25 protein-coding genes are annotated in these 26,291 nt (G+C 71.4%); 15 read left to right on the plus strand and 10 right to left on the minus strand.

Annotated elements, in window-relative coordinates:
- Positions 1-143 precede the first annotated feature (143 nt).
- From ACFYP4_RS08815 to ACFYP4_RS08830, 4 genes are all read right to left on the minus strand, one after another.
- The gene (locus ACFYP4_RS08815; protein WP_388784062.1) at positions 144-1,337 is read right to left on the minus strand and encodes a zinc-binding dehydrogenase; all 1,194 of its coding nucleotides are present in this window, start codon (positions 1,335-1,337) and stop codon (positions 144-146) included.
- A gap of 25 nt (positions 1,338-1,362) precedes the next feature.
- The gene (locus ACFYP4_RS08820) at positions 1,363-1,713 is read right to left on the minus strand and encodes a hypothetical protein (RefSeq protein WP_358852372.1); all 351 of its coding nucleotides are present in this window, start codon (positions 1,711-1,713) and stop codon (positions 1,363-1,365) included.
- Positions 1,714-1,785: 72 nt separating this feature from the next.
- Entirely contained in the window at positions 1,786-3,024 is a 1,239-nt protein-coding gene (locus tag ACFYP4_RS08825) for an MFS transporter (RefSeq protein WP_388784065.1), read from the minus strand.
- A 340-nt stretch (positions 3,025-3,364) separates the two neighbouring features.
- Positions 3,365-4,285 carry a LysR family transcriptional regulator gene (locus ACFYP4_RS08830; RefSeq protein ID WP_358852374.1) on the minus strand — a complete coding sequence of 307 codons (921 nt, stop codon included), beginning with the start codon at positions 4,283-4,285 and terminating at the stop codon, positions 3,365-3,367.
- 128 nt (positions 4,286-4,413) lie between these two features.
- On the opposite strand from ACFYP4_RS08830, the gene ACFYP4_RS08835 reads away from it, so the two are divergent.
- From ACFYP4_RS08835 to ACFYP4_RS08875, 9 genes are all read left to right on the plus strand, one after another.
- The gene (locus ACFYP4_RS08835; protein ID WP_358852375.1) at positions 4,414-5,415 is read left to right on the plus strand and encodes a fumarylacetoacetate hydrolase family protein; all 1,002 of its coding nucleotides are present in this window, start codon (positions 4,414-4,416) and stop codon (positions 5,413-5,415) included.
- Positions 5,412-6,380: a cyclase family protein gene (locus ACFYP4_RS08840; protein WP_358852376.1), complete on the plus strand. Its 969-nt coding sequence runs from the start codon at positions 5,412-5,414 to the stop codon at positions 6,378-6,380. Before ACFYP4_RS08835 ends, ACFYP4_RS08840 begins: the two co-directional genes overlap by 4 nt.
- 23 nt (positions 6,381-6,403) lie before the next feature.
- The gene (locus ACFYP4_RS08845; protein ID WP_388784070.1) at positions 6,404-7,534 is read left to right on the plus strand and encodes an FAD-dependent oxidoreductase; all 1,131 of its coding nucleotides are present in this window, start codon (positions 6,404-6,406) and stop codon (positions 7,532-7,534) included.
- Positions 7,531-8,529, plus strand: coding sequence for an amidohydrolase family protein (locus ACFYP4_RS08850; RefSeq protein ID WP_388784073.1), 999 nt, complete (start codon positions 7,531-7,533; stop codon positions 8,527-8,529). The genes ACFYP4_RS08845 and ACFYP4_RS08850 overlap by 4 nt, the downstream gene beginning before the upstream one ends.
- 5 nt (positions 8,530-8,534) lie before the next feature.
- Positions 8,535-9,467: a VOC family protein gene (locus ACFYP4_RS08855; protein ID WP_388784076.1), complete on the plus strand. Its 933-nt coding sequence runs from the start codon at positions 8,535-8,537 to the stop codon at positions 9,465-9,467.
- A gap of 121 nt (positions 9,468-9,588) precedes the next feature.
- Positions 9,589-10,560, plus strand: a complete 972-nt coding sequence (locus ACFYP4_RS08860; protein WP_388784079.1) for a fumarylacetoacetate hydrolase family protein — start codon at positions 9,589-9,591, stop codon at positions 10,558-10,560.
- On the plus strand, positions 10,557-11,315 hold the full coding sequence (locus ACFYP4_RS08865) for an SDR family NAD(P)-dependent oxidoreductase (RefSeq protein WP_388784082.1): 759 nt from the start codon (positions 10,557-10,559) through the stop codon (positions 11,313-11,315). The genes ACFYP4_RS08860 and ACFYP4_RS08865 overlap by 4 nt, the downstream gene beginning before the upstream one ends.
- Positions 11,316-11,388: 73 nt before the next feature.
- A complete protein-coding gene (locus ACFYP4_RS08870) occupies positions 11,389-12,144 on the plus strand; it encodes a CoA transferase subunit A (protein WP_388784086.1) in 756 nt (251 codons plus the stop codon).
- Complete coding sequence (locus tag ACFYP4_RS08875; protein WP_358852383.1) at positions 12,144-12,794, plus strand: CoA transferase subunit B; 651 nt, start codon at positions 12,144-12,146, stop codon at positions 12,792-12,794. Before ACFYP4_RS08870 ends, ACFYP4_RS08875 begins: the two co-directional genes overlap by 1 nt.
- A gap of 100 nt (positions 12,795-12,894) precedes the next feature.
- On the opposite strand, the gene ACFYP4_RS08880 is transcribed toward ACFYP4_RS08875, so the two are convergent.
- The 5 genes from ACFYP4_RS08880 to ACFYP4_RS08900 all read right to left on the minus strand — a co-directional run bounded on the left by ACFYP4_RS08880 (position 12,895) and on the right by ACFYP4_RS08900 (position 16,825).
- On the minus strand, positions 12,895-14,448 hold the full coding sequence (locus ACFYP4_RS08880) for an acyl-CoA carboxylase subunit beta (RefSeq protein WP_388785038.1): 1,554 nt from the start codon (positions 14,446-14,448) through the stop codon (positions 12,895-12,897).
- 147 nt (positions 14,449-14,595) lie between these two features.
- Positions 14,596-14,802: an acyl-CoA carboxylase epsilon subunit gene (locus ACFYP4_RS08885; RefSeq protein WP_358852384.1), complete on the minus strand. Its 207-nt coding sequence runs from the start codon at positions 14,800-14,802 to the stop codon at positions 14,596-14,598.
- Between the two features lie 128 nt (positions 14,803-14,930).
- Positions 14,931-15,548: a TOPRIM nucleotidyl transferase/hydrolase domain-containing protein gene (locus ACFYP4_RS08890; protein WP_388784090.1), complete on the minus strand. Its 618-nt coding sequence runs from the start codon at positions 15,546-15,548 to the stop codon at positions 14,931-14,933.
- 140 nt (positions 15,549-15,688) lie between these two features.
- Positions 15,689-15,952 (minus strand): hypothetical protein, encoded by a 264-nt coding sequence (locus ACFYP4_RS08895; protein ID WP_358852386.1) that lies wholly within the window; start codon positions 15,950-15,952, stop codon positions 15,689-15,691.
- A 237-nt stretch (positions 15,953-16,189) separates the two neighbouring features.
- On the minus strand, positions 16,190-16,825 hold the full coding sequence (locus ACFYP4_RS08900) for a DJ-1/PfpI family protein (protein WP_358852387.1): 636 nt from the start codon (positions 16,823-16,825) through the stop codon (positions 16,190-16,192).
- Positions 16,826-17,093: 268 nt separating this feature from the next.
- On the opposite strand from ACFYP4_RS08900, the gene ACFYP4_RS08905 reads away from it, so the two are divergent.
- The 3 genes from ACFYP4_RS08905 to ACFYP4_RS08915 all read left to right on the plus strand — a co-directional run bounded on the left by ACFYP4_RS08905 (position 17,094) and on the right by ACFYP4_RS08915 (position 18,908).
- The gene (locus ACFYP4_RS08905; RefSeq protein ID WP_358852388.1) at positions 17,094-17,360 is read left to right on the plus strand and encodes a hypothetical protein; all 267 of its coding nucleotides are present in this window, start codon (positions 17,094-17,096) and stop codon (positions 17,358-17,360) included.
- A 115-nt stretch (positions 17,361-17,475) separates the two neighbouring features.
- Positions 17,476-18,042 (plus strand): DUF2243 domain-containing protein, encoded by a 567-nt coding sequence (locus ACFYP4_RS08910; protein WP_358852389.1) that lies wholly within the window; start codon positions 17,476-17,478, stop codon positions 18,040-18,042.
- Positions 18,042-18,908: a cytochrome c oxidase assembly protein gene (locus tag ACFYP4_RS08915; RefSeq protein ID WP_388784096.1), complete on the plus strand. Its 867-nt coding sequence runs from the start codon at positions 18,042-18,044 to the stop codon at positions 18,906-18,908. The genes ACFYP4_RS08910 and ACFYP4_RS08915 overlap by 1 nt, the downstream gene beginning before the upstream one ends.
- A gap of 191 nt (positions 18,909-19,099) precedes the next feature.
- On the opposite strand, the gene ACFYP4_RS08920 is transcribed toward ACFYP4_RS08915, so the two are convergent.
- Positions 19,100-19,327, minus strand: a complete 228-nt coding sequence (locus ACFYP4_RS08920; protein ID WP_388784099.1) for a hypothetical protein — start codon at positions 19,325-19,327, stop codon at positions 19,100-19,102.
- A 558-nt stretch (positions 19,328-19,885) separates the two neighbouring features.
- Here ACFYP4_RS08920 and ACFYP4_RS08925 point away from each other — a divergent pair.
- The 3 genes from ACFYP4_RS08925 (at position 19,886) to ACFYP4_RS08935 (ending at position 26,261) form a co-directional block, all read left to right on the plus strand.
- Positions 19,886-22,300 (plus strand): glycoside hydrolase family 9 protein, encoded by a 2,415-nt coding sequence (locus ACFYP4_RS08925; protein ID WP_388784102.1) that lies wholly within the window; start codon positions 19,886-19,888, stop codon positions 22,298-22,300.
- A gap of 458 nt (positions 22,301-22,758) precedes the next feature.
- Positions 22,759-23,895: a cellulose binding domain-containing protein gene (locus ACFYP4_RS08930; RefSeq protein WP_358852392.1), complete on the plus strand. Its 1,137-nt coding sequence runs from the start codon at positions 22,759-22,761 to the stop codon at positions 23,893-23,895.
- 125 nt (positions 23,896-24,020) lie between these two features.
- Positions 24,021-26,261: a glycoside hydrolase family 3 N-terminal domain-containing protein gene (locus tag ACFYP4_RS08935; protein ID WP_388784106.1), complete on the plus strand. Its 2,241-nt coding sequence runs from the start codon at positions 24,021-24,023 to the stop codon at positions 26,259-26,261.
- The last annotated feature ends 30 nt before the right edge of the window (positions 26,262-26,291 follow it).

Raw genomic sequence — 26,291 nt, forward strand, 5'->3', positions numbered from 1 at the left:
ATCCGGGTCGACCACAAGGACCCGCCGGTACGCCCGGAGCAGCACGGTGGCGAAAACGTACGGGGGTGGCCCGGCCCTGGGGGCCGGGCCGCGATCCGTCCCCCTGGGCCCCACTCGGCGCTCACGAGACCGGTGAGGGGCGCTCAACCGAGAACGACCACCGAACGCAGGACCTCACCCTTGCGCATGCGGGCGAAGGCGTCCTCGACCTCGTCGAGGAGGATGGTTTCGCTGACGAAGGCGTCGAGGTCGAGGCGGCCTTGGAGGTAGAGGTCGACGAGCAGGGGAAAGTCCCGGGACGGAAGGCAGTCTCCGTACCAGGAGGACTTGAGCGCTCCGCCGCGGCCGAAGACGTCCTGCAACGGCAGTTCCAGCCGCATGTCCGGGGTGGGGACGCCGACGAGGACGACGGTGCCGGCCAGGTCTCGGGCGTAGAACGCCTGCCGGTACGTCTCCGGCCTGCCGACGGCGTCGATGACGACGTCGGCGCCGAAACCGCCGGTCAGGTCACGGATCGCGGTGACCGGGTCGTTCTCGCGGGAGTTGACGGCGTGCGTGGCGCCCATCGCCAGCGCGGTCGCCAGTTTGCGGTCGTCGATGTCCACGGCGATGATCTTCGCGGCGCCGGCCAGCCGGGCACCGGCCACGGCGGCGTCCCCGACGCCTCCGCAGCCGATCACGGCCACGGTGTCACCGCGGCCCACTCCCCCGGTGTTGACGGCCGCCCCGATGCCCGCCATCACCCCGCAGCCGAGCAGACCGGCCGCGGCGGGTGACGCGGCCGGGTCGATCCCCGTGCACTGCCCGGCGGCGACGAGTGTCTTCTCGGCGAAGGCGCCGATACCGAGGGCCGGTGACAGCTCGGTGCCGTCGGTGAGGGTCATCTGTGCACGCGGTCCCCGTACGCCGCGGACAGCGGGTCGCTGAACGCCATCGAGGCCCTGCTGCGGCCGCCGTACAGCAACGTCCAAGTCGGCGTGCATCAGTTCAGCCGCGTCGATCATCGGCAGCAGTGGGGTGATGACGATGCCCCCATGGTGACCCACGACGTCGTGCACACCCTCTATGAAGGGCATGGCGGCATCGCGCAGCGACAGCGTGGGTGAAGCCCGCGTCACCAGTTCCCACAGCCGGACGCCGATCCGGACCCTGCGGTCGCCGTCCCTGCTGAGAAATCCGTGCGCCACCAGCTCGGCCACGAACCGGGAGGCGGTGGCCACGTGCAGACCGGTGCGGCGCGCGATGTCGGAGACGGTCAGCGCGGGTTCGTCCTGGCTGAACGCCTCGAGGATGCGAGCCGCCCTGGAGAGCACCGATTCGCGGTGGGGTGTGTTCATGGCGAGCCGTCCCGACGGGGTGTCCCTACCGTTCCTCCCGGTAGGCCCAGTCCATGGCGGCCAGGGCGCCGGCGATGTCCGTGGTGCCCTCGAAGAGGCGGCGTATCTGCGCGAAGTGGGTCTGCTGTACGGCCGAGTTGGGCCACCGCTGGTCCATGAAGGGTACGGTCGTGCCGTCCTTCTGCCGTCTTTCCACCTCCGTGACGGCGGGGTCGGTGTGAAACGAGTCGTTGGGGAGTGCCGGGAGGGTGGCACCGGAGCGGTTGTACTGGTTCTGGCCGCGTTCCGAGCCCAGGTGGTCGATGAACGCCAAGGCCGCCTTGCGGTGGGGGGTGTGCGCGTTGAGTCCGTACGCGGTTGAGACGGCCGAGGGCATGCGGGTCTCGTCGGGGGTGGCTGGTCGTGCGCCGGTCGACCCTGGGGACGCCGGCGCGGTGACAGGGCCCGGTCAGAGCTGTTCGGGGGCACGGCGGGGCAGCACCTGCGGGGCACGGCGGGTGAGGGGCACCAGCACGGCCGCGACCAGCAGGGTGGCGACGCCGAGCAGTCCGACGGCCGCGGCGAGATTGCCCAGGGCCTGCTTGCCGCCGAGCAGCACCAGGGGGCAGACGAACTCGCCGAAGAAGAATGCCGACGTCCACAGACCGGTGCCGCGCCCCCGGTCGGCGAAGTCGAGCCGGGCCATCGCCAGCGTCAGCAGCGACGGCAGGAGCAGCCCCGTGCCGACGCAGTTCACCACTGCTCCCGCGATCAGCAGCGGCAGGCTGTCGGCGGTTCCCATGAGGAGGAATCCGGTGGCACACAGCAGGAGGAGAGCGGGCAGGCGCCGGCGCGGGCTGTCGGTGAACCGGGTGAAGGCGACGGAGCCGGCCACGGTGGCGGCACTCGCGATCGCCGTGACCGCGCCGATGACCCCTGTGGAGGTCACGTCCAGATCGTCGAGGAGGTACGACATCTCGACGGGCACGGTGTAGAAGACGACGGCGCCGAACACGGTCAGCAGGCAGATGCCGGCCATGCGACGCAGCGGGAAGGGCCCGGATCCGGACACCGCCTCTCCGGCCTCGGCGGCGTGCGAGGGCGCGGCCTTCGGCAACGCGCGGGCCATGACCGGCGCGAGCAGCAGCCCGACGCCGTACAGCCAGAAGGGCGTCCGCCAGCCCGCCGCGCCGAGGGCACCCCCGAGGACGAAGAAGACGGTGGCGGACGCCGACGCGCACATGGTCTGCAGGGCCAGGTAGCGGTTCCTGACCCGGCCCGAGTAGTAGTCGCCGATCAGCGTGGTGCAGGCGGTCATGACGGCGGCCTCCGCGACGCCGACCAGCACCCGGCTGAGCACGATGCCGTAGAGCGAGTCCAGCCACAGCGGGACGGTGCCGAACAGGGTGTACAGGACGGTCGCCACGACGAGAAGCCGCTTGCGGCCGAGCCTGTCGACGACGATGCCCGCGAAGGGAGCCAGCAGGGCGAGTGACAGGGCGGGCACGGTGAGGACGAGCGGCACCAGGGCCGCGCTGCCGGGTACGCCCGCGAAATGGTCCTGCATGCGGGGCAGTACGGGCGCGAGCAGCACCGCGCCGAGGACGGGCAGGCAGCTGCCGGTCATGAGCAGGACGGCGGGCAGCCTGCCCGGCGCGGCCGGGGAAGCCGCTGCGGCGGGGGCGGGCGGGACGGCGGATGCGGGCATGGCGGCACTCCTGAGCGCGGTGCGGGAGGCGGAGGGCGTCGCGGGCGGACGGTGTCCTTCGGCGGGAAGGCGTCGGCGTACGGACGCGTGATGTGCCTCGACTATGCGTTCCGCGCGAGGCCCTGCCCACCCCTGGCGCGATTCACGTTCCGGATGGTCTCGATCCAGGGCGTGGATACCGCGCGAGGGGGGTGGGCGGCCGGATGTCCCCGGTCGTCACGGGGCGGCCTCCGCCGGGTCGCACCCCGCGGCCTTCCGGCCGGCCGTACGGAGCGATGTCCCCCCGTGGGTCCGGCGCGACCTCCCGCCGACGCGCCCCGTACCTCTCAAAGCAGTACAGCTAGCGCGGCCCGGGCGCCTCCCCCAGCCGCCTGCCGACCCGGGCCGCGGTCTCGCGCAGCCAGATGTGGGCCGCGTCGTGGGTGTGCACCGGGTGCCACCACAGGGCCTCTCGCAGGGGCACCGCCTCGTAGGGCGGTTCCACCACGCGTACGGCCGCCAGGGGTGCGAGGAGTTGGGCGAGGCGCGCCTGGACGAGGGCCAGGCGCCGGGTCCCGGCCACCAGCAGCGGCAGCAGCTGGAAGCTGTCGACGGAGACCTCGACGCGGGGCTCGATGCCGAGCATGCCGAGCTGGCGCACCGCGGGAGCGTCGTAGGTGCGCTGGTAGGTGACCCACGGCAGCCGGGCCAGGTCCTGGCGGGTGAGCTCGGCGTCGACGCTGGGATGGTTCTCGGAGACGAGGAAGACCCAGCGGTCGTCGTACAGGTCGGTGGCCGGGAAGTCGCTGATGACGCCGTGCGGCATGAAGAGCCCGTCGGTGGCGCTCAGCAGGGTGGCGGTGTCGTCGACCACGGTGGGCGGAGTCTGGGTGAAGCGGAGCCGGATGCCGGGGGCCTCCTCGTGCACGACGCGGGCCAGCTCGGTACCGAACACGGCGACGGCGTAGTCGGAGGCGACCAGCCGGAACTCCCGGCTCTCGGTGGCCGGGTCGAAGTCGGCCTGGCTGGCGAACAGCCGCTCCAGGACGTCGTAGGCGGTGGAGGTCCGGTCGAGGAGGACCTGTCCGAGGGCGGTGAGCTCGTAGTGGCCGCCGACGCGGGCGAGCAGGTCGTCGTCGAAGTGCCGGCGCAGCCGGGCGAGGGCGGCGCTCATGGCGGGCTGGCTGAGTCCGATGCGCTGTCCGGCGCGGGTGACGTTGCGTTCCTCCAAGAGCGCGCGCAGGGCGACGACGAGGTTGAGGTCGAGACGGGCCAGATTCACGGGGCTTCCCCTTGCGGTACGGCGCCGACCAGGGCGGAATAAACGCTATGGATGGAAAGCATCCACAGAATCGATTTCCCTGATTGCGGGTGGCGGGTCCAGATTAGTCCCACCGCAATCAGGAGGACATGTCTGTGAAACCTGGATCCGCGTCCGCGCCCTTCGCCGGACCCTTCGCCCTCGGCACCCTGTCGGACCCGGGCGGGCCGGTCTTTCCCGCGCTCGTCACCCCCGACTCCCAGGTGCTCGATCTGCGAGTCGCCCTGGAACAGCAGCAGTTGACGGTTCGGGACCTGCTGGACCGCTGGGAGACGGTCCTGCCGCGGCTGCGGTCCCTGGCCGGTGAGAGCCGCCTCGCCCGCAGGCCGCTCGGAGAATTCCAGGTGCACGCTCCCGTCGCACCCCGCCAGGTTTTCCAGTCGGGGGCCAACTACCGGCAGCACGTGATCGACCTCCATGTCGCCCACCGCACGCCGGGCGACGACCGGTCCGAGGAGGAGCGGCGCGCGGAGGCGGCGGAGATCATGGACCGGCGGGCGGCCGAGGACCTGCCGTACGTCTTCATCGGCCTGCCGAGCGCGATCACGGGCCCGTACGACGACGTCGAGCTGCCCGCCTGGGCGGAGAAGCCCGACTGGGAACTGGAGGTCGCGGCGGTCATCGGCAGGCCCGCACACCGTGTCTCCGTCGAGGAGGCCCTGGACCACGTCGCCGGGTACACCATCGCCAACGACCTCACCGACCGCGCGACCGTCTTCCGCCGGGACATGCCGCAGATCGGCACCGACTGGCTGCGCAGCAAGAACGCGCCCGGATTCACTCCGCTCGGCCCGTGGATCGTGCCCGCCGGCTCCATAGCGGACCCCGGTGACCTGCGGCTCACGCTGAAGCTGAACGGCGAGACGATGCAGGACGAGTCCACCAAGGACATGATCTTCGACGTCGCCCGCGTGGTGTCCTACGTCTCCCAGAGCGCCCGTCTCCTGCCCGGTGACCTGGTGCTCACCGGCAGCCCGGCCGGCAACGGCATGCACTGGGGCCGGCTGCTGCGCGACGGTGACGTGATGGACGCCTCGGTCACCGGGCTCGGTGCCCAGCGCACGCGCTGTGTGGCGGAGGCGGCACGGTGACCCTGGACCCCACCGATCCCGAGGGCTCGATCGCCCGGGCCGCCGAGGCGTACTCCAACTGGGGCCGCTGGGGCGAGGACGACGTCCTCGGCACCCTGAACTTCCTCGACGAGGCGGCACGCCGCGAGGCCGCCCGCCTGGTCCGGCGGGGTGTCAGCTTCTCCCTCTCCCAGCGCTTCGACATGAACGGCCCGCAGAAGGGTTGGCGGCGGCGCACCAACCCGGTGCACACCATGCTGGACACCGGCACCGACGCCGCCCTCGGCAACCAGGGCTTCCCGCACGGCATCGGTGGCGCCGACGACGTGATCGCCATGCCGCTGCAGTGCTCCACGCAGTGGGACGGGCTCGGGCACATCTTCGACCACGGCAAGGCGTGGAACGGGCGGCCGGCCGAGCGGGTCGTCACCTCCGAGGGCGACCTGGTCACCGGCATCGAGCACATGGCCGCGCACGTCGCCGGACGCGGGGTGCTGCTGGACGTCGGCCGCGCGTTCGGCGCGGGTGACGGTGGCGAACTTCCCGACGGTTTCGCCATCACCGAGGAGCACCTGACGGCGACCGCCGAGACGCAGGGCGTCAGCGTGAGGCGCGGTGACATCGTGCTGGTCCGCACCGGGCAGCTCGCACGGGCGCGACGGGACGGCTGGGGCGACTACGCGGGCGGGCCCGCGCCCGGCCTGTCGTTCACCACGGCCGGCTGGCTGCATCGCACGGAGATCGCCGCGATCGCCACCGACACCTGGGGATTCGAGGTACGGCCCAACGAGTTCGAGCACGCCTTCCAGCCTCTGCACCAGGTCGCCATCCCTCATCTGGGCCTGCTCATCGGCGAGATGTGGGACCTGGACGCCCTCGCCGAGGACTGCGCCACCGACGGCGTGTACACGTTCTCGCTCACCGCCGCACCCCTGCCCATCACCGGTGCGGTCGGCTCGCCCGTCAATCCGATCGCCGTCAAGTAGCGCGAGGAACAAGGGAGTTCCCCATGACCCAACCCCGAAAGGTCCTTGTCGTCGGCGGCGGCGCGGCCGGCAACGCCGTGACCGTCCTGCTGCGCCGCGCCGGGTTCACGGTGGACCTGGTCGAGGCCAGGGACGACTGGAACGCCACCGCCGGCTCCGGCATCACCCTCCAGGGCAACGCCCTGCGCGTGCTGCGCCAACTCGGTGTGTGGGAGCGGATCGAGGCGTCCGGCTTCGGTTTCGGCTCGGTGGGCATCACCGCCCCGGACGGCACCGTCCTGCACGTGCAGGACGATCTGCGCACCGGCGGCGACGACCTGCCCGCCACGGTCGGCATGCAGCGGCCGCAGCTCCAGCAGATCCTCATCGAGGCCGTCCGCGCCAGTGGCGCGACGGTCCGGCTGGGTACCACCGCACAAATCCTGGACCAGGACGCCGACGGCGTCCTCGTCCGCCTCAGCGACGGTACGCAGGGCCGTTACGACCTGGTCGTCGCCGCAGACGGGCTCGGCTCCGCCACCCGCGCCGCGATCGGCGTCACCGCGAAGCCCGAGCCGACCGGCATGGCCATCTGGCGCATCGCCGCCCCGCGTCCTGCGGGCGTCGTCCGCACCGATCTCGCCTACGGTGGCCCCGCCTACATCGCGGGCTACTGCCCCACCAGCGAGAGCACCCTTTACGCGTACGTCGTCGAGGCCAACCGCGACCGTGCCGCCATCGCGCCGGAGTCGTACGCGGACGAGATGCGCGGCCTCACCCGCCACTACGGGGGCTTCTGGCCGGAGATCACCGAGCACATCACCGACCCGGCGAAGGTCAACTACACCTGGTTCGACCGGATGCTGGTGGAGGGGTCCTGGCACCGCGGCCGGGTCGTCCTCGCCGGTGACGCGGCCCACTGCTGCCCGCCCACCCTCGCCCAGGGCGCCGCCCTCTCCCTGGAGGACGCCTGGGTCCTCGCCCAGCTCCTCACCGGCTCCGACACCTGGGACGACGCTCTGTTCCAGGCCTACTACGAGCGGCGGATCGCCCGTGTCCGGCCGGTCGTCGAGGCGTCGGTGCAGATCGGGCAGTGGCAGCTCGACGGGGCCCGCGACGCCGACGTGCCCGGCCTGATGGCCCGCACCATGACGATGCTCAGGGACCTGCCGTGACCGGGCCCACCGTGGACGTGCACGCCCACGTCCTGCTGCCCGAGGTCGAGTCACTGGTCGCCGGTCTGCCCGGGCACGCCGAGGCGCGGGAACTCGACGCCCGGCGCAACGGCGCCGCCGCCCTCGCCGTCAGCGGCCCCATGGTCCGCGAACGCCTCCCCAGGCTGACCGACGTCTCCGCGCGCCTGGCCGCGATGGACGCACAGGGCGTGGACGTGCAACTGGTCAGCCCGTCCCCCTCGCACTACCACTACTGGGCGGACGAGGAGACGGCCGCGAAGGTGTGCCGGATCGCCAACGAGGCGACGGCCGCGCACTGTTCGGTTGCCCCCGACCGGCTGCGCGGGCTCGGACTCGTGCCCCTCCAGCATCCGGGACTTGCGGTGAGCGCGCTGGACCACGCCCTGCGACAGGGTCTGGCGGGCGTGGAGATCTCCAGCCACGCCCCCGGACACGAACTCTCCGACCCCGCCTACGAACCCTTCTGGACCCGGGCCGAGGAGACCGGCGCGCTCGTCTTCCTGCACCCCTTCGGATGCACGCTCGACGAGCGCCTCGACCAGTGGTACCTGTCGAACACGGTCGGCCAGCCGACCGAGAACGCCGTCGCGCTCTCGCATCTCATCTTCTCCGGCGTGCTCGACCGCCACCCCGGCCTGACGCTCGTCGCGGCGCACGGCGGGGGCTACCTGCCCACTCACATCGGCCGCTCCGACCACGCCTGGTCGGCCCGCTCCGACGCGGGCGCGGGCTGCGCACATCCGCCCAGCAGCTACCTCAGGCGGCTGTACTTCGACTCACTCGTCCACGACCCGCACGTGCTGCGGGAGCTGGTGCGGGTCGCGGGCGCGGACCGGGTCCTGCTCGGCTCGGACTTCCCCTTCGACATGGGCGCCGAGGACCCGCTGGGTGCCCTGCGCGCCGCCCGGCTCTCCCCCGCCGACTTCGACGCCGTACGCGGTGGGAACGCCGCCGCCCTCCTCCGGAAGGACTGACCGTCATGCGTCTGCTCACTCATCTGCGGCACGTCGACCTGGCCGTGCCCGACTACGACAAGCAGCTCGACTTCTACTCCGGTGTCTGGGGCCTGACCAAGGTCGCCGAGGACTCCGGCATCTCCTTCCTGGCCGCCGAGGGCTCGCCCGAGCAGTACGTCGTACGGCTGCGCAGGGCCGAGGAGAAGCGTCTCGACCTGGTCTCCTACGGCGCGGCGAGCGCGGCGGACGTGGACGCGCTGGCCGAGCGTCTCCTCGCCGGAGGCGTGCGCCTGATCTCACAGCCGGGGAAGGTCGGCACACCCGGCGGCGGTTACGGCTTCCGCTTCTTCGACGTCGACGGCCGCACCATCGAGGTCTCGTCCGACGTCGAGGTCCGCCGGCACCGCAAGATCGAGGAGAAGGAGGCGATCCCGGTCAAGCTCTCCCACGTCGTCCTCAACTCCCCCGACCTGAACCGCACTCGTGAGTGGTACGAGCGCCACCTCGGCTTCGCTCTCTCCGACACCCTCAGCTCGCCCCACATGGGCGAGGTCATGCACTTCATGCGGATCAGCAACCAGCACCACTCCATGGCCATCGCGCAGGGCCCGCACACCGCCCTGCACCACGTCTCCTTCGAGATGCGCGGCATCGACGAGTACATGCGCGGCTCCGGCCGGGTGATGCGCGCGGGCCACCGGAAGATCTGGGGTCCCGGGCGGCACATGGCCGGCGACAACACCTTCACGTACTTCCTCGACCCGCACGGCAACACCGTCGAGTACACCACCGAGCTGGAGTGCCTGGACGAGGACACCTGGCACCCGCACGTCTACGACTTCTCCCGGCCCGAGGTCACCGACCAGTGGGGCACCGCCAACCCCATGAACGAACTGATCGCCAAGGAGTCCTTCAACGACCCCGACCGCGGCGTGTTCGTCGCGCCGCCGGTCTGACCCGCACCCGTCCCCGGGGACGCGGCAGGGCGTTCACGCCCGGACAGCCGCCGCCGCGTCCCCTCCACCCACGACCGCGGGTGCCACCGCACGCGCCCCGACCGCCTTCAGGAGCCCCGCCATGCGTTTCGCCGCCTACGAACACCGACACCGCGAGCGGGTGGCCGTCGTGGAGGACGACGGCACGCTCTATCCGCTGCCGGGCGTCACCTCGCTGTCCGCGCTGATCACGGAGACCGCCGGCCTGCCCGGACTGCTCTCCGCCGGCCGAGCAGCTCTCGACGTCCCGCCCGGTCCGCACGTCTCCCAGGTACGGCTGCTGGCTCCGCTGCGGCCCGCGTCGGTGCGGGACTTCGTCACCTTCGAGGAGCACGTCGAAGGGGTACGCCGCTCCGTCGACGGAGCCGCGGGCGTCCCCGAACAGTGGTACGCGGCACCGACGTTCTACTTCGGCAACCCGCATGCCGTCAACGGTCCGCACGACGAGGTCCCGATACCGCCCGGCTCGTCCGTCCTGGACTTCGAGCTGGAGGTGGGCGCGGTGATCGGCCGGGAGGGCCGCGACCTGACCCCCGAGCGGGCCCGCGACCACATCGTCGGCTACACCGTGTTCAACGACTGGTCCGCGCGCGACCTGCAGTCGGCGGAGATGAAGGTGGGGCTCGGCCCGTGCAAGGGGAAGGACACCGCCACCACGCTCGGTCCCTACCTGGTCACGGCCGACGAGCTGGAGCCGTACCGGGACGCCGACGGCTTCCTGCGCCTGGCACTGACCGCCGAGGTCAACGGCGAGGTCGTGGGTGAGGATCTGCTCTCCAACATGAGCTGGACCTTCGAGGAGATGACCGCGTACGCCTCCCGCGGCACCCGGGTGATGCCGGGTGACGTCCTCGGGTCGGGCACCTGTGGCAACGGCGGCTGCCTCGCCGAGCTGTGGGGGCGGCTCGGCGAGCGGAAACCGCCGCCGCTGAGGCCCGGCGACACCGTGACCCTCACCGTCGAGGGCATCGGCACCCTCACCAACACCGTGGTGCCCGGCCCGGCGCCGGTGCCCCTGCCGGCCGGCCGGCGCCGCCCACGGGAGCGCCCGTGAACGACCCGTACCGCAAAAGGCTTCTGGGCAAGGTCGTCGTGGTGACGGGGGCCGCCCGCGGGCAGGGAGCCGCCGAGGCGGCGGCCCTCACCCGCGAGGGAGCCCGCGTCATCGCCACCGACGTCGACGAGGCTCGGGGATGCCGCCGGCTGGACGTCAGCCGCGAGGCGCAATGGGCACGGCTGGCAGCCGAGTTGAAGGACGCGTACGGGCAGGTGCACGGCCTGGTGAACAACGCGGGCATCACCTGGCGGGCGCGTCTCGGTGACGTCCGGGCCGAGGACTTCGAGCGGGTCCACTCCGTCAACGTCACCGGTCCGCTGCTCGGCATCCAGCAGCTGAGCCCGCTGATGCCGCCCGGCTCCTCGATCGTCAACGTCGGTTCCTCCGCCGCGCTCACCGCCCACTACCCGGTCGCGTACACCGCGAGCAAGTGGGGGCTGCGGGGCCTGTCGAAGACCGCCGCGATGGAACTCGGACCGCGCGGGATCCGGGTCAACACCGTTCACCCCGGCTACATCGAGACCGCGATGACCGCCTCCGCCGCCCCCGCGTTCCGCGAGGCGAACCTCCGCGAGACCCCGCTCGGCCGCACCGGCACCGTGGACGAGGTCGCCCCGCTCGTGGTCTTCCTGCTGTCGGACGAGTCGTCGTTCATCACTGGCGCCGAGATTCCCGTGGACGGCGGCCTGACCGCGCACGGCGGAGTGAAGTCCCTGTCCGACGCCCTCCGCGACCCCCAAAACGGCCGATGAAGCGGCTCGCCGGCACCGGGTTCGCCGCCGGCGGCAGCCGGTCCCGCACTACCACCGAAAGGAACGTCCGCACGTGAACAAGGTCCGCGGCAGCGCCTGCGAGGCGATCGCCGACATACCCGACGGCGCGTCGCTCGCCGTCGGCGGCTTCGGCCTGTCCGGCGTACCTGCCGTCCTCATCGACGCGCTGTACGCACAGGGCGCGACCGGGCTCGAGGTCGTGTCCAACAACTGCGGCGTGGACGGCCGCGGCCTCGGAGTCCTGCTCACCGCCCGCCGCATCGCCCGCGTCACCGGCTCCTACGTGGGTGAGAACAAGGAGTTCGCCCGCCAGTACCTCAGCGGCGAGCTGGAGGTGGAGCTGACTCCGCAGGGCACGCTCGCCGAACGGCTGCGCGCGGGCGGCGCGGGCATCCCGGCCTTCTACACCCCGGCGGGCGTGGGGACCCAGGTCGCCGGGGGCGGGCTGCCCTGGCGATACGCGGACGACGGGACGGTGGACGTCGCCTCCCCGCCCAAGGAGACCCGGGAGTTCGGGGGGCGCGCGTACGTCCTGGAGCACGGCATCACCACCGATTTCGCCCTCGTGCGGGCCTGGCGGGGCGACCGGCACGGCAACCTCTGTTTCCGCCGCGCCGCCGCCAACTTCAATCCCCTCGCGGCCATGGCCGGACGGATCACCGTCGCCGAGGTCGAGGAGCTCGTCGAACCGGGCGTACTCGCTCCGGACGAGGTCCACCTGCCCGGCATCTACGTACAGCGCGTCGTCGCACTCAGCGCCGAAGAGGCCGCCGATAAACCCATCGAGAAGAGGACGGTAGGCAACTGATGGCCTGGACCCGCGACCAGATGGCCGCTCGTGCCGCCGCCGAACTCCGCGACGGCTCCTACGTCAACCTCGGCATCGGCCTGCCCACCCTCATCCCCGGTCACGTCCCGCCGGACGTCCACGTCGTCCTGCACTCCGAGAACGGCATCCTGGGCACCGGCCCCTACCCGCGCGAGCACGAGGTCGACGCCGACCTGATCAACGCGGGCAAGGAGACGGTCACCGTCCTGCCGGGCGCCTCCTTCTTCGACTCGGCGCTGTCCTTCGGCATGATCCGCGGCGGCCACATCGACACCGCCGTCCTTGGCGCCATGCAGGTCTCCGCCCGCGGGGACCTCGCCAACTGGATGATCCCCGGCAAGATGGTCAAGGGCATGGGCGGTGCCATGGACCTGGTGCACGGGGCCCGCCGCGTCATCGTCCTGATGGAGCACACCGCCAAGGACGGCAGCCCCAAGATCCTCACCGACTGCACGCTGCCCCTCACCGGCGAGCGGTGCGTCCACCGCGTCATCACCGACCTGGCCGTCCTGGACGTCACCGAGGACGGGCTCGCCCTCGTCGAGACCGCACCCGGCGTCACCGTCGAGGACGTCACCGCCCGTACCGGCGCTCCGCTGCTCCTGGACAGCTTCACGGCCGCCTGCTGAAGGACTACCGGGTGCGTCCCGGTCGGGTGCGTTTCGGGCCGCTGCGGGGGCGGGGCGGTTGCGGTCCGCACACCGCCGCCGGCCCGTTCCCGTCGCGTTGCTACTGAGGCGGGTTGCCGTGCTTGCGGGCCGGCAGCTCGGCCTGCTTGCTGCGCAGCATCGCGAGGGAGCGGATCAGCACCTCCCGCGTCTCGGCCGGGTCGATCACGTCGTCGACCAGCCCCCGCTCCGCGGCGTAGTAGGGGTGCATCAGCTCCGCGCGGTACTCCTTGACCAGCCGTGCCCGGGTCGCTTCGGGATCGTCGGCCGCGGCGATCTCCCGGCGGAAGATGACGTTCGCCGCCCCCTCCGCGCCCATCACCGCGATCTCGTTGCCCGGCCACGCGAACGTCAGGTCCGCACCGATCGACTGGGAGTCCATCACGATGTAGGCACCCCCGTACGCCTTGCGCACCACCACCGAGATCCGGGGCACCGTCGCAGTGCAGTACGCGTACAGCAGCTTCGCCCCGCGCCGGATGATCCCCCCGTGCTCCTGGTCCACCCCGGGCAGGAAACCCGGTACGTCCAGCAGCGTCACCAGCGGGATGTTGAAGGAGTCGCACATCTGCACGAACCGCGCCGCCTTCTCCGAGGCCGCACTGTCCAGGACGCCCGCCAGCGCCAGCGGCTGATTGGCGACGATCCCCACCACCTGCCCGTCCAGCCGGGCCAGGGCACAGATGACGTTGCGCGCGAAGCACTCGTGGACCTGCAACATCTCCCCGTCGTCGACGAGTTCCTCGATGACCCGTGCCATGTCATAGGGCCGGCTGCCGTCCTGTGGCACCAGCTCGCGCAGCGCCGGGGTCCGCCGGCCCGCCGGGTCCCCGTACGACGCGCCGGGCGCGAAACCCCGGTTGTTGTCCGGCAGCAACGACAGCAGGTAGCGCACCTCCGCCAGGCACGTGGCCTCGTCGTCGTAGGCGAAGTGGCACACCCCCGACGTCTCGGCGTGCACGTCCGCGCCGCCCAGACCGTTCTGCGTGATCTCCTCGCCGGTCACCGCCCTGACCACGTCGGGTCCGGTGATGAACATCTGCGACGTCTCCCGCACCATGAACACGAAATCCGTCAGCGCGGGGCTGTAGGCGGCTCCTCCCGCACACGGGCCCAGCATCACCGAGATCTGCGGGATCACCCCCGACGCCCGGGCGTTGCGCCGGAAGATCCCGCCGTACCCGGCGAGCGCGGACACGCCCTCCTGGATCCGGGCCCCCGCCCCGTCGTTCAACGACACCAGGGGCGCCCCCGCGGCCAGCGCCATGTCCATGATCTTGTGGATCTTCGCGGCATGCGTCTCCCCCAGCGCACCTCCGAAGATCCGGAAGTCATGGGCGTACACGAAGACCGTGCGCCCTTCCACCGTCCCCCAGCCCGTCACCACACCGTCCGTGTACGGCCGCTTGTTCTCCAGGCCGAATCCGGTGGCCCGGTGCCGCCGCAACAGTCCGACCTCCTCGAACGATCCCGGATCCAGCAGGAGGTCCAGCCGCTCCCGGACGGTCAGCTTCCCCTTCGCCTGCTGCGCGGCCGAGGACGCCTCACCCGGACCGGCCGCCGCCCGTCCACGCAGCGCCCGCAACTCCGCCAGGGCTCCCGCGCCGTCCGTCATCCCGCCGGCTCCCACGCCGGTGCCGGAACCGTCCACCGGATCCGCCCCCGCACTGTCCCTCACCACGGTCACGATGCTCTTCCCTCCTTCAGACGCCGGGCACCCGTCAGCGGCCCGGCATCAGCTCACGAGGTGGATCCCCGGCGGCTACTGCCAGGAGTGCGGAGACCGAAAGACGCTCCGTCCACCCGCCGGCCGCCAGTCCGCGACGCGCGGCTGCCGGGCAAGGCCGTCCTGCGCGCCCCGGCCGGCCAGCAGGGCGCCCAGGACCACGGCCACCGCGGCCAGCTCCTCCTCGCCCGCCGCTCCGCGTACCACTCGCACGACAGGTCCGACAGCGTCCGCGTCACTCACCGAGCCCTCCCCAGGTCACCCCGCGCCACGACATGAGGTCACCCTTCGGTACACCCCTCAAAGGGCGCTCACGTCCCGCTCGAGGATGCGTCGACATCGTCGGCCGGGCCTCGCCCGCGGGCACGCGGTCACAGGCAGGCGAGCAGGCTGTCGAGCGGGGCGGGGACGCGGCCGGGGTCGAGGGCCTCGACGAGGACACGGCCGTAATGGATCTTGCGGTCCTTCTTGGTGCCGAGGAAGCGCCGCAACTGCTGTTGCGCGGTGCGGCCCTGCTGTGCGGGTTGACGCAGGAAGGGTGGCAGGGCGCGCCGGTCGCCCTCCTCGCGCACGAGTTCCGTCACCCGTTCCGGGCCCAGCGCGCGGATGAGTTCGTCTTCCAGGTCGGCCGCGCAGACGAAGAACCGCTGTCCGGCCGCACCGGCCCCGCCCAGGGCGCGGGCGTAGTAGGGACGCTCCCGCTCGTCGCACAGTCCCGTGAGGCGGAGGCCGAGGCCCGTGGGCCCGAGGAGGCGGACGAAGCGCCCCACGCTCGTCGCCCCGCCCATCGACAGGACACAGACTCCCTCGGCCGCCAGGTCCCGGTGCCGGCTCGCGGCCAGCGCGTCGACCGCCGCGACGTCGCTCGGCCCTTCGAGCAGGACGGCCGCCCGGACGGGCAGCCGCGCGGCCAGCGCGCGTGCGGGGTCGCCGACGCCACCGGCCGCCCACGCGGTGACCGCTTCCCGGAACGACCCCATGTCAGCCATGAGGGGAGTCTGCGCCTTTTCGCCCGACCGGGGTAAGGAATTTCCGCTCGCCGTGACGCGTCGCCCCTCGGCGGAACGGCCGCGGACTCACTGCGGTGCACTTCTGTCGCGGCTTACGAAGCCGCCGTCTCAGGGTCGTCTCATATCCGTCTCAGGACGACGAGCTGCCACAGGACGACGAGCTGCCGCCGCACGACGACGAGCTGCCGCCACAGGATGACGAACCGCTGCCGCACGATGAAGAACCGCTGCCGCACGAAGACGAGTTGTTGCCGCAGGACGACGAGCCGCTCCCGCAGGAGGAGCCGGCCCCCGAGCCGTCGTACGCGGTGCCCATGACGTACCAGGACGAGGACGAGTCGCCCGCAGAACCGCCACCGGCCCCGCCGGCCCTGTTGGACCACCCGGCCTGAGAACCACGGGCGGCCGCCTGCCGGCCGGGGCCGTTCCGGCGGCCTCGCCGGGCCCCTCTCACCGTCCGCGTGCGCAGAATGACCAGCCCCAACACGGCCACACCCACCAGGACAAGCACCATCAGCATGTTCTCCCCCGAACGCCAGGCATTGGTATCGACTGCCCCCAGCATGCCCCGCGCCATGGCTGCGCCAAGCCTTCCTTGAGCAAAGCCAGAGGTGACGGGGCTACTGAAGGATGAAGCGGCTCCCGGCGCGGAGCCTGTCGACCAGTTCGGCGGGGGCTTTTCGGGGTGAACCCGCGTCGTACGGCGGCTGAGGGTCGTACTCGGTCCCCAGCTGGACCATCCGGGCCTGTTCGTCCCCGGCGACCCTGCCGACCAGGGTGAGGCCCATGTCGATCCCGGCGGAGACTCCCGCCGCGGTGATGAACTTCCCGTCGGTCACGACCCGTTCACCGGTCGGCACGACCCCGAACGCGGCGAGGCCGTCGAGCGCCAGCCAGTGCGAGGTGGCACGGCGGCCCGCGAGGAGCCCGGCCGCCGCGAGCAGCAGCGAACCCGTGCACACCGAGGTCGTCCACGTGCTGGTCGCGTCGGCGGTGCGCAGCCAGTCGAGCAGCACCTCGTTCCCCATCTGGGCGGACTGCCCCGGGCCGCCGGGCACCACGACGATGTCGGGGGCCGGTACGTCCGTGACTGCCTCCGCCGCGACGAGTGCGAGGTCGCCTCGGTCGTTGCGCACCGGGCCGGGATGCTGGGCGACGAACACCGTCTGGGCGCCGGGAATGCGGCAGAGCATCTCGTACGGACCAACCGCGTCCAGTGCGGTGAAGCGTTCGAAGAGGACAATCGCGATCTGCACGGTCTCCCTTTCAAGGGGCGGGTGAGGGGGGGGCCGGCGCCTGCCGCCGGAGCGACTCCAGGGTCCCCGGCGCCCTGCGTTCCATCCTTCGCGGCGGCCGCGGAGTCCGCAATGACGAATACCCCGCTCTTCCTGCCCTCGGAGCGGCCCGGCGACCGGGCACGCACATCCGCGGGACGGAGGCGGCCGTCCGCCGCCTGCGCACCCGCGTCACCTGAACTCGCCAGTCCGACGTGCAGAGCACCGCGAGCCGACGGAGGGTGAACCCATGGAGATCATCGCGGTCCAGGAACCCGACACCCAGCTCCCCGCCGACGCCCGGCCGGGCGACGCCCTCCCGCCGGCCCCCACCATCCACGCCGCGCCCGCCGACCCCCCGGGTTCAGGACAACCGGGCACGACGACGTTCTGCGGCACGGCCACGTCCGCCATGAAGCGGCTCGCCTACCAGCCGGTCGGCCCGGACAGCTGGTGCCCACCGGACCAGCAGGAGTCCATGTGCGCCCACTGCGACTCCGTCGTCCACGCGGGCTGACGGTTCCCGGGGCCGCTTTTCGGAAGCGGTGCACGAACGACTGATTGAGGTCGGCCGTCAGGGAAACCGTGTCCGCGTGATGTGAGCGCACTGTCAACGGATCGGAGACCAGGCGATGGCCACCACGACGGACCCCGGCCGAGCGGTTACGACGGCGTCGAACAGGCTGCGGCTGCCCGGAGTCGTCCTGGGAGCAGGGCTCGGCGGCTTCGCCGACGGCATTCTGCTGCACCAGCTCCTGCAATGGCACCACATGCTGACCAGCACCGACACCGACCGTGCCGGGGTGAGGTACTACGACCCGAACACGGTGTCCGGGCTCGAGATGAACACGGTGTGGGACGGCGTCTTCCACACCGTCTGCTGGGTCGCGGTCATCGCCGGTCTCGGGATCCTCTACGCCCGGGTCACGCACAACCGCCGCGCGGTCTGGGCCTCGCGGGTGCTCTGGGGGTGGATCCTGGTCGGCTGGGGGCTGTTCAACCTGGTGGAGGGCCTCCTGGACCATCAGATCCTGGGGATCCACCATGTGCACGGCGGCCCGCACCAGGCGTGGTGGGACGCGGGATTCCTCGTCCTGGGTGTGCTGCTGGTCATGGGGGGCTTCCTGCTCCAGCGCGGTGGGAGGCCCGTCGAGCCGGGTGCTCCCCGCGGCGGCGGGCAGGCCGGGGGGAGGACCTGATGGGGGGCATGCAGCACACCCACCACGACAGCGCCGCGCAGAGTCTGCCGGTGGCGGTACTGAGCGGCCTGGTCCTGCTCGCCGCGGCGGTGGGCTACCTGCTCGCGGTGCGCCGGGCTCGTCACCGCAATCCCACCGTCGGCTGGAGTACATGGCGGTCCGTGTCGTTCCTCGGCGGGCTGGCCCTGCTCGGCGCGGCGCTGCTGCCGCCCCTGGGGACGTCGGCGCACACCGACTTCCGCGGGCACATGACCCAGCACATGCTCATCGGCATGTACGCGCCGTTGGCTCTGGTGCTGGCCGCACCCGTCACGCTGCTGCTCCGTACCGTCACGCCCGCCCGTGCCCGCAGGGTGACCGGGGTGCTGCACAGCGCGCCCGCCCGGCTGCTGACACGCCCCGTGGTGGCGCTGGTGCTGAGTACGGGCACGCTCGGAGCCCTGTACTTCACCCCGTTGTACAACGCGGCCATGGCCCGCCCCGCGGGGCACTGGCTGATGCTCGCGCACTTCCTCGCGTCGGGGTGTCTGTTCGCCCACGTCATCGCCGGCCCCGATCCCGCGCCGCGCCGGCCAGGTGTGCGGGCCCGGCTGGTGTACCTGGGTGCGGCGGTCGCCGCGCACGCACTGATCGCGCAGGCGATGTACGGAGGTTTCTTCGTGGATATCCACGCCCCCGTCGCCCAGGTGCAGCAGGGCGCGGAGTTGATGTACTACGGCGGGGACTTCGCCGAACTCCTGCTGGCCGCGGCGCTGGTGTCGACCTGGCGGCCCGAGCGGCGCGCCGGGGCGGCGCGGGGCCGGGCGCGCTGGGCGGGCCGCTCGCGGTGGGCGGGCCGCGCCCGCGCCACAGGCGCCGAAGGCTGACCGGCCGCGGACCGGTCGGGCCGGCGCTCACGGGCCCCGCTTCCCCCGGCTGCCTGCCCCGTCCTCGGCGCGGTCATGACGTCGGCCCGGCTACCGGCCGCGTACGACGCAGTCCTCGGGCTGCGGCTTGCCGGCCGGCCATGCCAGCCCGACGAACTCCAGCATGCCCCGCCCCGCCCTCGCGCCGGGTTTCAGCTCGACGACGGCCAGAACGCCACCGGCAGCTTCTGTCCGAACTCGTCCCGCAGCAGCTCCAGCAGCCGTTGCTTGCCCATGCCCGGCCCGCCCGTGAGCGGCACGACCGGCAGGTCCGGCCCGTACAGAAGCCTCTCGCCGCGGCCCCCGGCACTGCGGCCCAGCAGCCTGGGGAAGAACCCTCGGTCCTCGAGGAGTCCCTCGAAACCCAGTCCTGCGGCCATCCGGCTTCCCCCCGTCGCCGTACGTGTCCGCCGACCGGCGGGTGACGATGTCGCACGGAGCGTAGTGGAGCATCCGTTCGGAAGCAGCAACTTGTCGACAGAAATCGTCAGTTGGCACATGCCGACAGGGTATGACCATGCCTTGTGCCACGCGGCCCGATGGTGGCTCGAAGGACTCGACGCGCCGCACCGTGCAGCGCGCGGCCGTCGTCCCGGTGGTGGCTGATCGGCCGGACCGTGGTGCGGCTGCTCGTCGAGGCGATGGAGGACTCGGCGATGGCCTGACCGCACGTCGTCGTGCGCACGGAGATGGCGGTGTGCGACTCCGCCTGATCCGTCCGTCACCCCTTGACACGAGTGGCATCCCCTGGCTTCATGACGAACGGCATGGGAGCGCTCCCATACCCATGTCTGCTTGACACCAACACATTCGTAGGGCCCAGGACAGTCCGACGTGGCCGATTCGGCGCCCACCGCGACGGCACGGCCCGAGAAGACCGAACACGGCACGGTACGACCCCGATCCTCCCCGCACACCCGTACGGAAAGGACGAACCGTTGCGCCCGCACCTGCTCCGAGTCCCCCGCCCGCATTCCTTCCGCCACCGTGGACAGGCCGATCCGCCGCCGTCCACCGCCTCCCGCCCGATCCCGCGCCGACGCCGCCGGGCAGGTCCCGCCGCCGCGCTCGCCGCGGCGCTGACCGCCGGCCTGCTGCTGCCCCTCGCCGCGGCCTCCCCGTCGGCCGCCGCACCCGCGTTCAACTACGGCGAGGCCCTGCAGAAGTCCCTGCTCTTCTACGAGGCCCAGCAGTCCGGAAAGCTGCCGTCCACCAACCGCGTCGACTGGCGCGGAGACTCGGCTTCGAACGACGGCAAGGACGCGGGCCTCGACCTCACCGGCGGCTGGTACGACGCCGGTGACCACGTCAAGTTCGGCCTGCCGATGGCGTATTCGGCCACCGTCCTGGCCTGGGGAGCACTGGAGGAGCGGGCCGCCTACACCTCCGCCGGGCAGTGGACGCACCTGAAGAACAACCTGAAGTTCGTCGACGACTACTTCGTCAAGGCACATCCTTCGGCCAACGTCCTGTACGGGCAGGTCGGCAACGGCGCCAAGGACCACGCCTGGTGGGGCCCGGCCGAGGTCATGCCCATGGAGCGGCCCGCCTACAAGATCGACGCCTCCTGCCCCGGCTCCGACCTCGCCGGACAGACCGCCGCGGCTCTTGCGGCTTCCTCCATGGTGTTCGCCGACAGCGACGCCGCCTATGCCGACAAGCTGCTGACGCACGCAAAACAGCTGTACGGCTTCGCCGACACCTATCGGGGCAAGTACAGCGAGTGCATCACCGACGCCCAGAGCTACTACAACTCCTGGAGCGGCTACAACGACGAGCTGGTCTGGGGCGCGATCTGGCTGTACAAGGCAACCGGTGACCCGGCCTACCTGACCAAGGCGGAGAGCTCCTACGACAAGCTGTCCACCGAACCGCAGACCTCCACCCGCTCCTACCGCTGGACGCTGTCCTGGGACGACTCCTCCTACGGCGCGTACGTCCTGCTGGCCCAGCTGACCGGCAAACAGCGGTACCTCGACGACGCCAACCGCTGGCTCGACTGGTGGACGGTCGGCGTGAACGGGAACCGCGTGCGCTACTCCCCCGGCGGCCAGGCCGTCCTCGACAGCTGGGGTTCTCTGCGTTACAGCGCCAACACGGCGTTCGCGGCGCTCATCCACTCGGACCGGCTCACCGGCGACCCCGACCGCAAGGCCCGCTACCACGACTTCGCGGTCCGGCAGATCAACTACGCGCTCGGCGACAACCCGCGCAAGTCGAGCTACGTCGTCGGGTTCGGCACCAACCCGCCGACCAAACCCCATCACCGTACCGCGCACGGCTCGTGGACCGACCAGATCACCAGTCCGGCCGACAGCCGTCACACCCTCTACGGAGCCCTCGTCGGCGGCCCCAGCGCACCGGACGACGCCTACACGGACGACCGGCAGAACTATGTGAACAACGAGGTCGCCACCGACTACAACGCGGCCTTCACCGGAGCGCTGGCACGCCTGTACGCCGAGTACGGCGGCGCGCCCCTGGCGGACTTCCCCAAGCCCGAACAGCCCGACGGGCCCGAGATGTCGGTGCAGGCCTCGGTGAACGCCTCCGGAGCCGCCTTCACCGAGATCAAGGCCTACCTCGTGAACAAGTCCGCCTGGCCGGCCCGGGCCCTGACCAACAGCTCACTGCGCTACTACTTCACGCTCGAACCGGGGGTGCGCCCGGACCAGATCAGCCTCTCCACCAACTACAACCAGTGCGGCAAGGTGTCCGGCCCGACCCGGTACGAGGGTGACGTGTACTACGTCTCCGTGGACTGCTCCAACGCCGTGATCGCGCCCGCCGGCCAGTCCGCGTACCGCAAGGAGGTGCAGTTCAGAATCAGCTCGTCGGGCGCCTGGGACCCGGCCGACGACTGGTCCTACAGTGGCCTCGCGACCACTCCGGGCAGCAGCCCGGTGAACGCCCCGCACGTCGTCCTTTTGGAGGGGGCGGAACGACAGTGGGGCACTCCGCCGGACGGCAGCACCCCCGGGCCCGATCCGACACCCACACCCACGCCCACGCCGACACCCACGCCCACACCGGGTCCCGTCGGCTCGTGCGCCGTGACCTACACGGTCGCCTCCTCCTGGAGCGGCGGATTCACCGCAGAAGTGCAGGTCAAGAACACCGGGACGACAGCCCTGGACGGATGGCGGCTCGGCTTCTCGTTCCGCGGTGGCGAGAAGGTGGCCAACGCCTGGAACGCGACGGTGACCCAGTCCGGAGAAACCGTCACTGCGGTCAACGCCGGCCACAATGGCAGCGTTCCCGCCGGCGGTACGGCGGGGTTCGGCTTCCAGTCGAGCGGCACGGCGGCGGGAACCCCGTCGGCGTTCACACTCAACGGCCGCGCCTGCACCTGAGCGAGGGGTGCGGCCCCGTACGGCTGTCCCAGTACGGCTGCCAACTGCCACCTACCACCACGAAAGGTCCAGGCCCACACGAGCCTGACCGGGCCCTACCAAGCCCGTACGACGGTAGTTCCGCGCGGCTGAGACCAGCCGCGCCCGACCGGTACACGAGCCCGGTGTCGCCACCGCCCCGGTGACACCGGGCTCTTCGGCGTGGCCCTCCCCCGGCCCTCCAGCCCCTCCGCGACATGTCTCGGGAGCGCTCCCAAGCCAGAACTTCCTTTTCATGCACCCGACTTGACCTGCCGCTTCGAAAATCCTTCGACGGTTCGCTGCGCTTTCCCTTGTCAGGGACATGTGAGCCTCTTAAAGTCCTCGTCCGAACCACAAGTGGGAGCGCTCCCATCATGGGCGGTGACGGGAGCGCTCCCGCCGGTTCGTCCCCCCGCAGTCTCACGAGAGGCCCCCGCATGCGATCGTCACCGCATCACCTCCGCGCCCTGCGCGGCCTGTTGGGAACGCTCCTCACGGCTCTCACCGTCGTCGCCGCGCTGATCACCACGACGGCACCGGCACAGGCCGACACCACGATCTGCGAACCGTTCGGATCGACCACGGTCCAGGGCCGCTACGTCGTCCAGAACAACCGCTGGGGCACCAGCGAAACGCAGTGCGTCTCCGTCTCGGACACGGGCTTCAGGGTCACCCAGGCCGACGGCTCCGTGCCGACCAACGGCGCCCCAAAGTCGTACCCGTCGATCTTCAACGGCTGCCACTACACCAACTGTTCGCCGGGTACCAACCTCCCCGCGCAGCTCAGCACCATCTCCAGCGCCCCCACCAGCATCTCGTACGGCTATGTCAGCAACGCGGTCTACGACGCCGCGTACGACATCTGGCTCGACCCGACGCCGCGCAAGGACGGTGTGAACCGGACCGAGATCATGGTCTGGTTCAACAAGGTGGGTTCGGTCCAGCCCGTCGGCTCCCAGGTCGGCACGGCCACCGTGGGCGGGCGCAGCTGGCAGGTGTGGTCCGGCAACAACGGCGGCAACGACGTGCTGTCCTTCGTCGCCCCGTCCGCGATCACCAGTTGGAGCTTCGACGTCATGGACTTCGTCCGGCAGGCCGTGGCGCGCGGACTGGCGCAGAACAACTGGTACCTGACGAGCATTCAGGCCGGTTTCGAGCCCTGGCAGAACGGCGCGGGGCTGTCGGTGAACTCCTTCTCGTCGACCGTCAACACCGGTGGTACGGACCCGGGCAACCCCGGGGACCCCGGCGGCCCGGTCGCGTGCAAGGTGTCGTACGGCACGAACGTCTGGCAGGGCGGCTTCACCACCAACGTCACGGTGAGCAACACCGGTTCGGCAGCCGTCGACAACTGGAAGCTCGCCTTCACCCTGCCCTCCGGCCAGCGGATCACCAACGCCTGGAACGCGTCGATCACCCCGACGTCGGGGGCGGTCACGGCGAGCGGACTGTCCCAGAACGCACGGATCGCGGCGGGCGGCAGTCAGACGTTCGGTTTCCAGGGGACCTACAGCGGCACCTTCGCGAAGCCGGCCGCATTCAGCCTGAACGGCACCGCCTGCACCCTCGCCTGACCCGACCGGCGGGCCTGTGAGCCCGCCGTGTCCCACCTGCTCCGGGGCTCGCTCTCCTTCCCTGCGCCGACAGGGCGGGCCCCGGAACTCCCCCAGTGCCGACCGTCCCGGAAAGGCCTGTCCGCATGAACCGCTCGCCGTCCCCCCGCCGCCCGGCCCTCGTGGCCGCGCTGTGTGCCGTGGCGCTGTCCCTGACCGGGCTGACCGCCGCCGCCCCGCCTTCCGGAGCCTCCGCCGTCGCCGCTCTGCCGTACCAGAACCCCTCTCTGCCGGTGTCGGACCGCGTCGCCGATCTGCTGTCCCGGATGACGCTCGACGACAAGATCGGCCAGATGACGCAGATCGAGAAGGACGCGCTGGTCCCGTCCTCCGACCTCGCCACCTACCGCATCGGATCGGTGCTCTCCGGAGGCGACTCCACCGTCAGTCCCAACAACGCCCAGACCTGGGCCGACACCTATGACTCCCTGCAGCGCACCGCGCTGGGGACTCCGCTGGGCATCCCGATGATCTACGGCATCGACGCCGTGCACGGGCACAACGCGGTGCGCGGCGCCACGATCTTCCCGCACAACATCGGCCTCGGCGCCACCCGCGACCCCGCCCTGGTCCAGCGCGTCGGCCGCACGGTGGCCGAGGAGATGGCGGGCACCGGCATCGACTGGGACTTCGCCCCCTGCCTGTGCGTGGCCCGCAACGACCGATGGGGCCGGACGTATGAGTCCTTCGGCGAAAAGCCCGAACTGCCCACGGCGATGGCGACGTTCGTCACCGGCCTGCAGGGCGAGAACCTGGGAGCGGGCCCGGCCTCGGTCCTGGCCACCGCCAAGCACTACCTGGGCGACGGCGGCACCGCCGGCGGCGTCGATCAGGGCAACACCCAGGTGTCCGAGGCCGAGCTGCGTGCCGTCCATCTGCCGCCGTTCAAGGAGGCGGTGCGCCGGGGTGTCGGCTCGGTGATGCTGTCCTACAGCAGCTGGAACGGCGTGCGATCGCACGCCAACAAGTACCTGGTCACCGACGTGCTCAAGGGCGAACTCGGCTTCGACGGCTTCGTCGTCTCCGACTGGGCCGCGGTCGACCAACTCGACGGGCAGACCGGCTTCACCGGCGCCGAGATCACCACGGCCGTCAACGCGGGCGTCGACATGGTGATGGTCCCGCACGACTACAAGAAGTTCCTGAGCCTGCTGCGCGGCGAGGTGAGCGCGGGCCGGATCTCCCAGGCCCGCATCGACGACGCCAACCGCCGCGTCCTCACCAAGAAGTTCCAACTGGGTCTGTTCGAGCGCCCGTTGACCGACCGCTCGTACACCTCCGGGGTCGGCTCCGCCGAGCACCGTGCCCTGGCCCGGCAGGCCGTACGTGCCTCACAGGTGCTGCTGAAGAACAGTGGCGGCATCCTGCCGCTGGCGAAGAACGCCAAGCTGTTCGTGGCGGGCAAGTCCGCCGACGACATCGGCAACCAGAGCGGGGGCTGGACGGTGGGCTGGCAGGGGCGCAGTGGCGCCGTCACTCCCGGCACCACGATCCTGCAGGGCATCCGGTCGACCGCCACCGACCCGTCCCGGGTCGCCTACGACCGCTACGGCAACGGGATCGACGGCAGTTACACGGCCGCCGTGGCCGTCGTCGGCGAGAGCCCGTACGCCGAGGGACAGGGCGACCGCCCGGGCGGCATGGGGCTGGACCAGGAGGACCTGCAGACCCTCGCCAGGCTGAAGGCGAGCGGTGTGCCCGTCGTCGTGGTCCTGGTCTCCGGGCGCCCGCTCGACATCGCCGCCCAACTGCCCGACTGGAAGGCGTTGCTGGCGGGCTGGCTGCCGGGCACCGAGGGCAACGGCGTCTCGGACGTGCTGTTCGGGGACTACGCCCCCACCGGCAAGCTGCCGGTGACGTGGATGAACAGCGTCTCCCAGCAGCCCATCAACGACGGCGACGGCAAGACGCCGCTCTTCCCGTACGGCTACGGCCTGTCCTACGACACGACCCCCACCCCGGAGCCGACCCCGACGCCGACCGACACCCCCACGCCGACCCCGACGCCCACGCCGACCCCGACGCCGTCGTCCAAGGCGTGCAGTGCCCAGTTCCGGGTGGCCTCCTCCTGGACGGGCGGCTACCAGGCGGAGATCACCGTCAAGAACACCGGGACCGCTCCCCTGACCGGCTGGTCGGTCGAGTGGGACCTGGGCGGGTCGACCGTCACCAACATTTGGAACGGCTCGCTGAGCGTGGCGCAGGGCCGGGCCACCGTCCGCAACGTCACCCACAACGGCGCGCCGGCACCGGGCGCGACCACGTCGTTCGGCTTCACCGCGAACGGCACCGCGGGCGCGCCGGCTCCGCAGTGCGCCGCCTCCTGACCGTACGACCGGCACCACCCGCACCGTACA

It is taken from the genome of Streptomyces sp. NPDC005551 (genome assembly GCF_042871785.1).
Classification (GTDB): Bacteria; Actinomycetota; Actinomycetes; order Streptomycetales; family Streptomycetaceae; genus Streptomyces.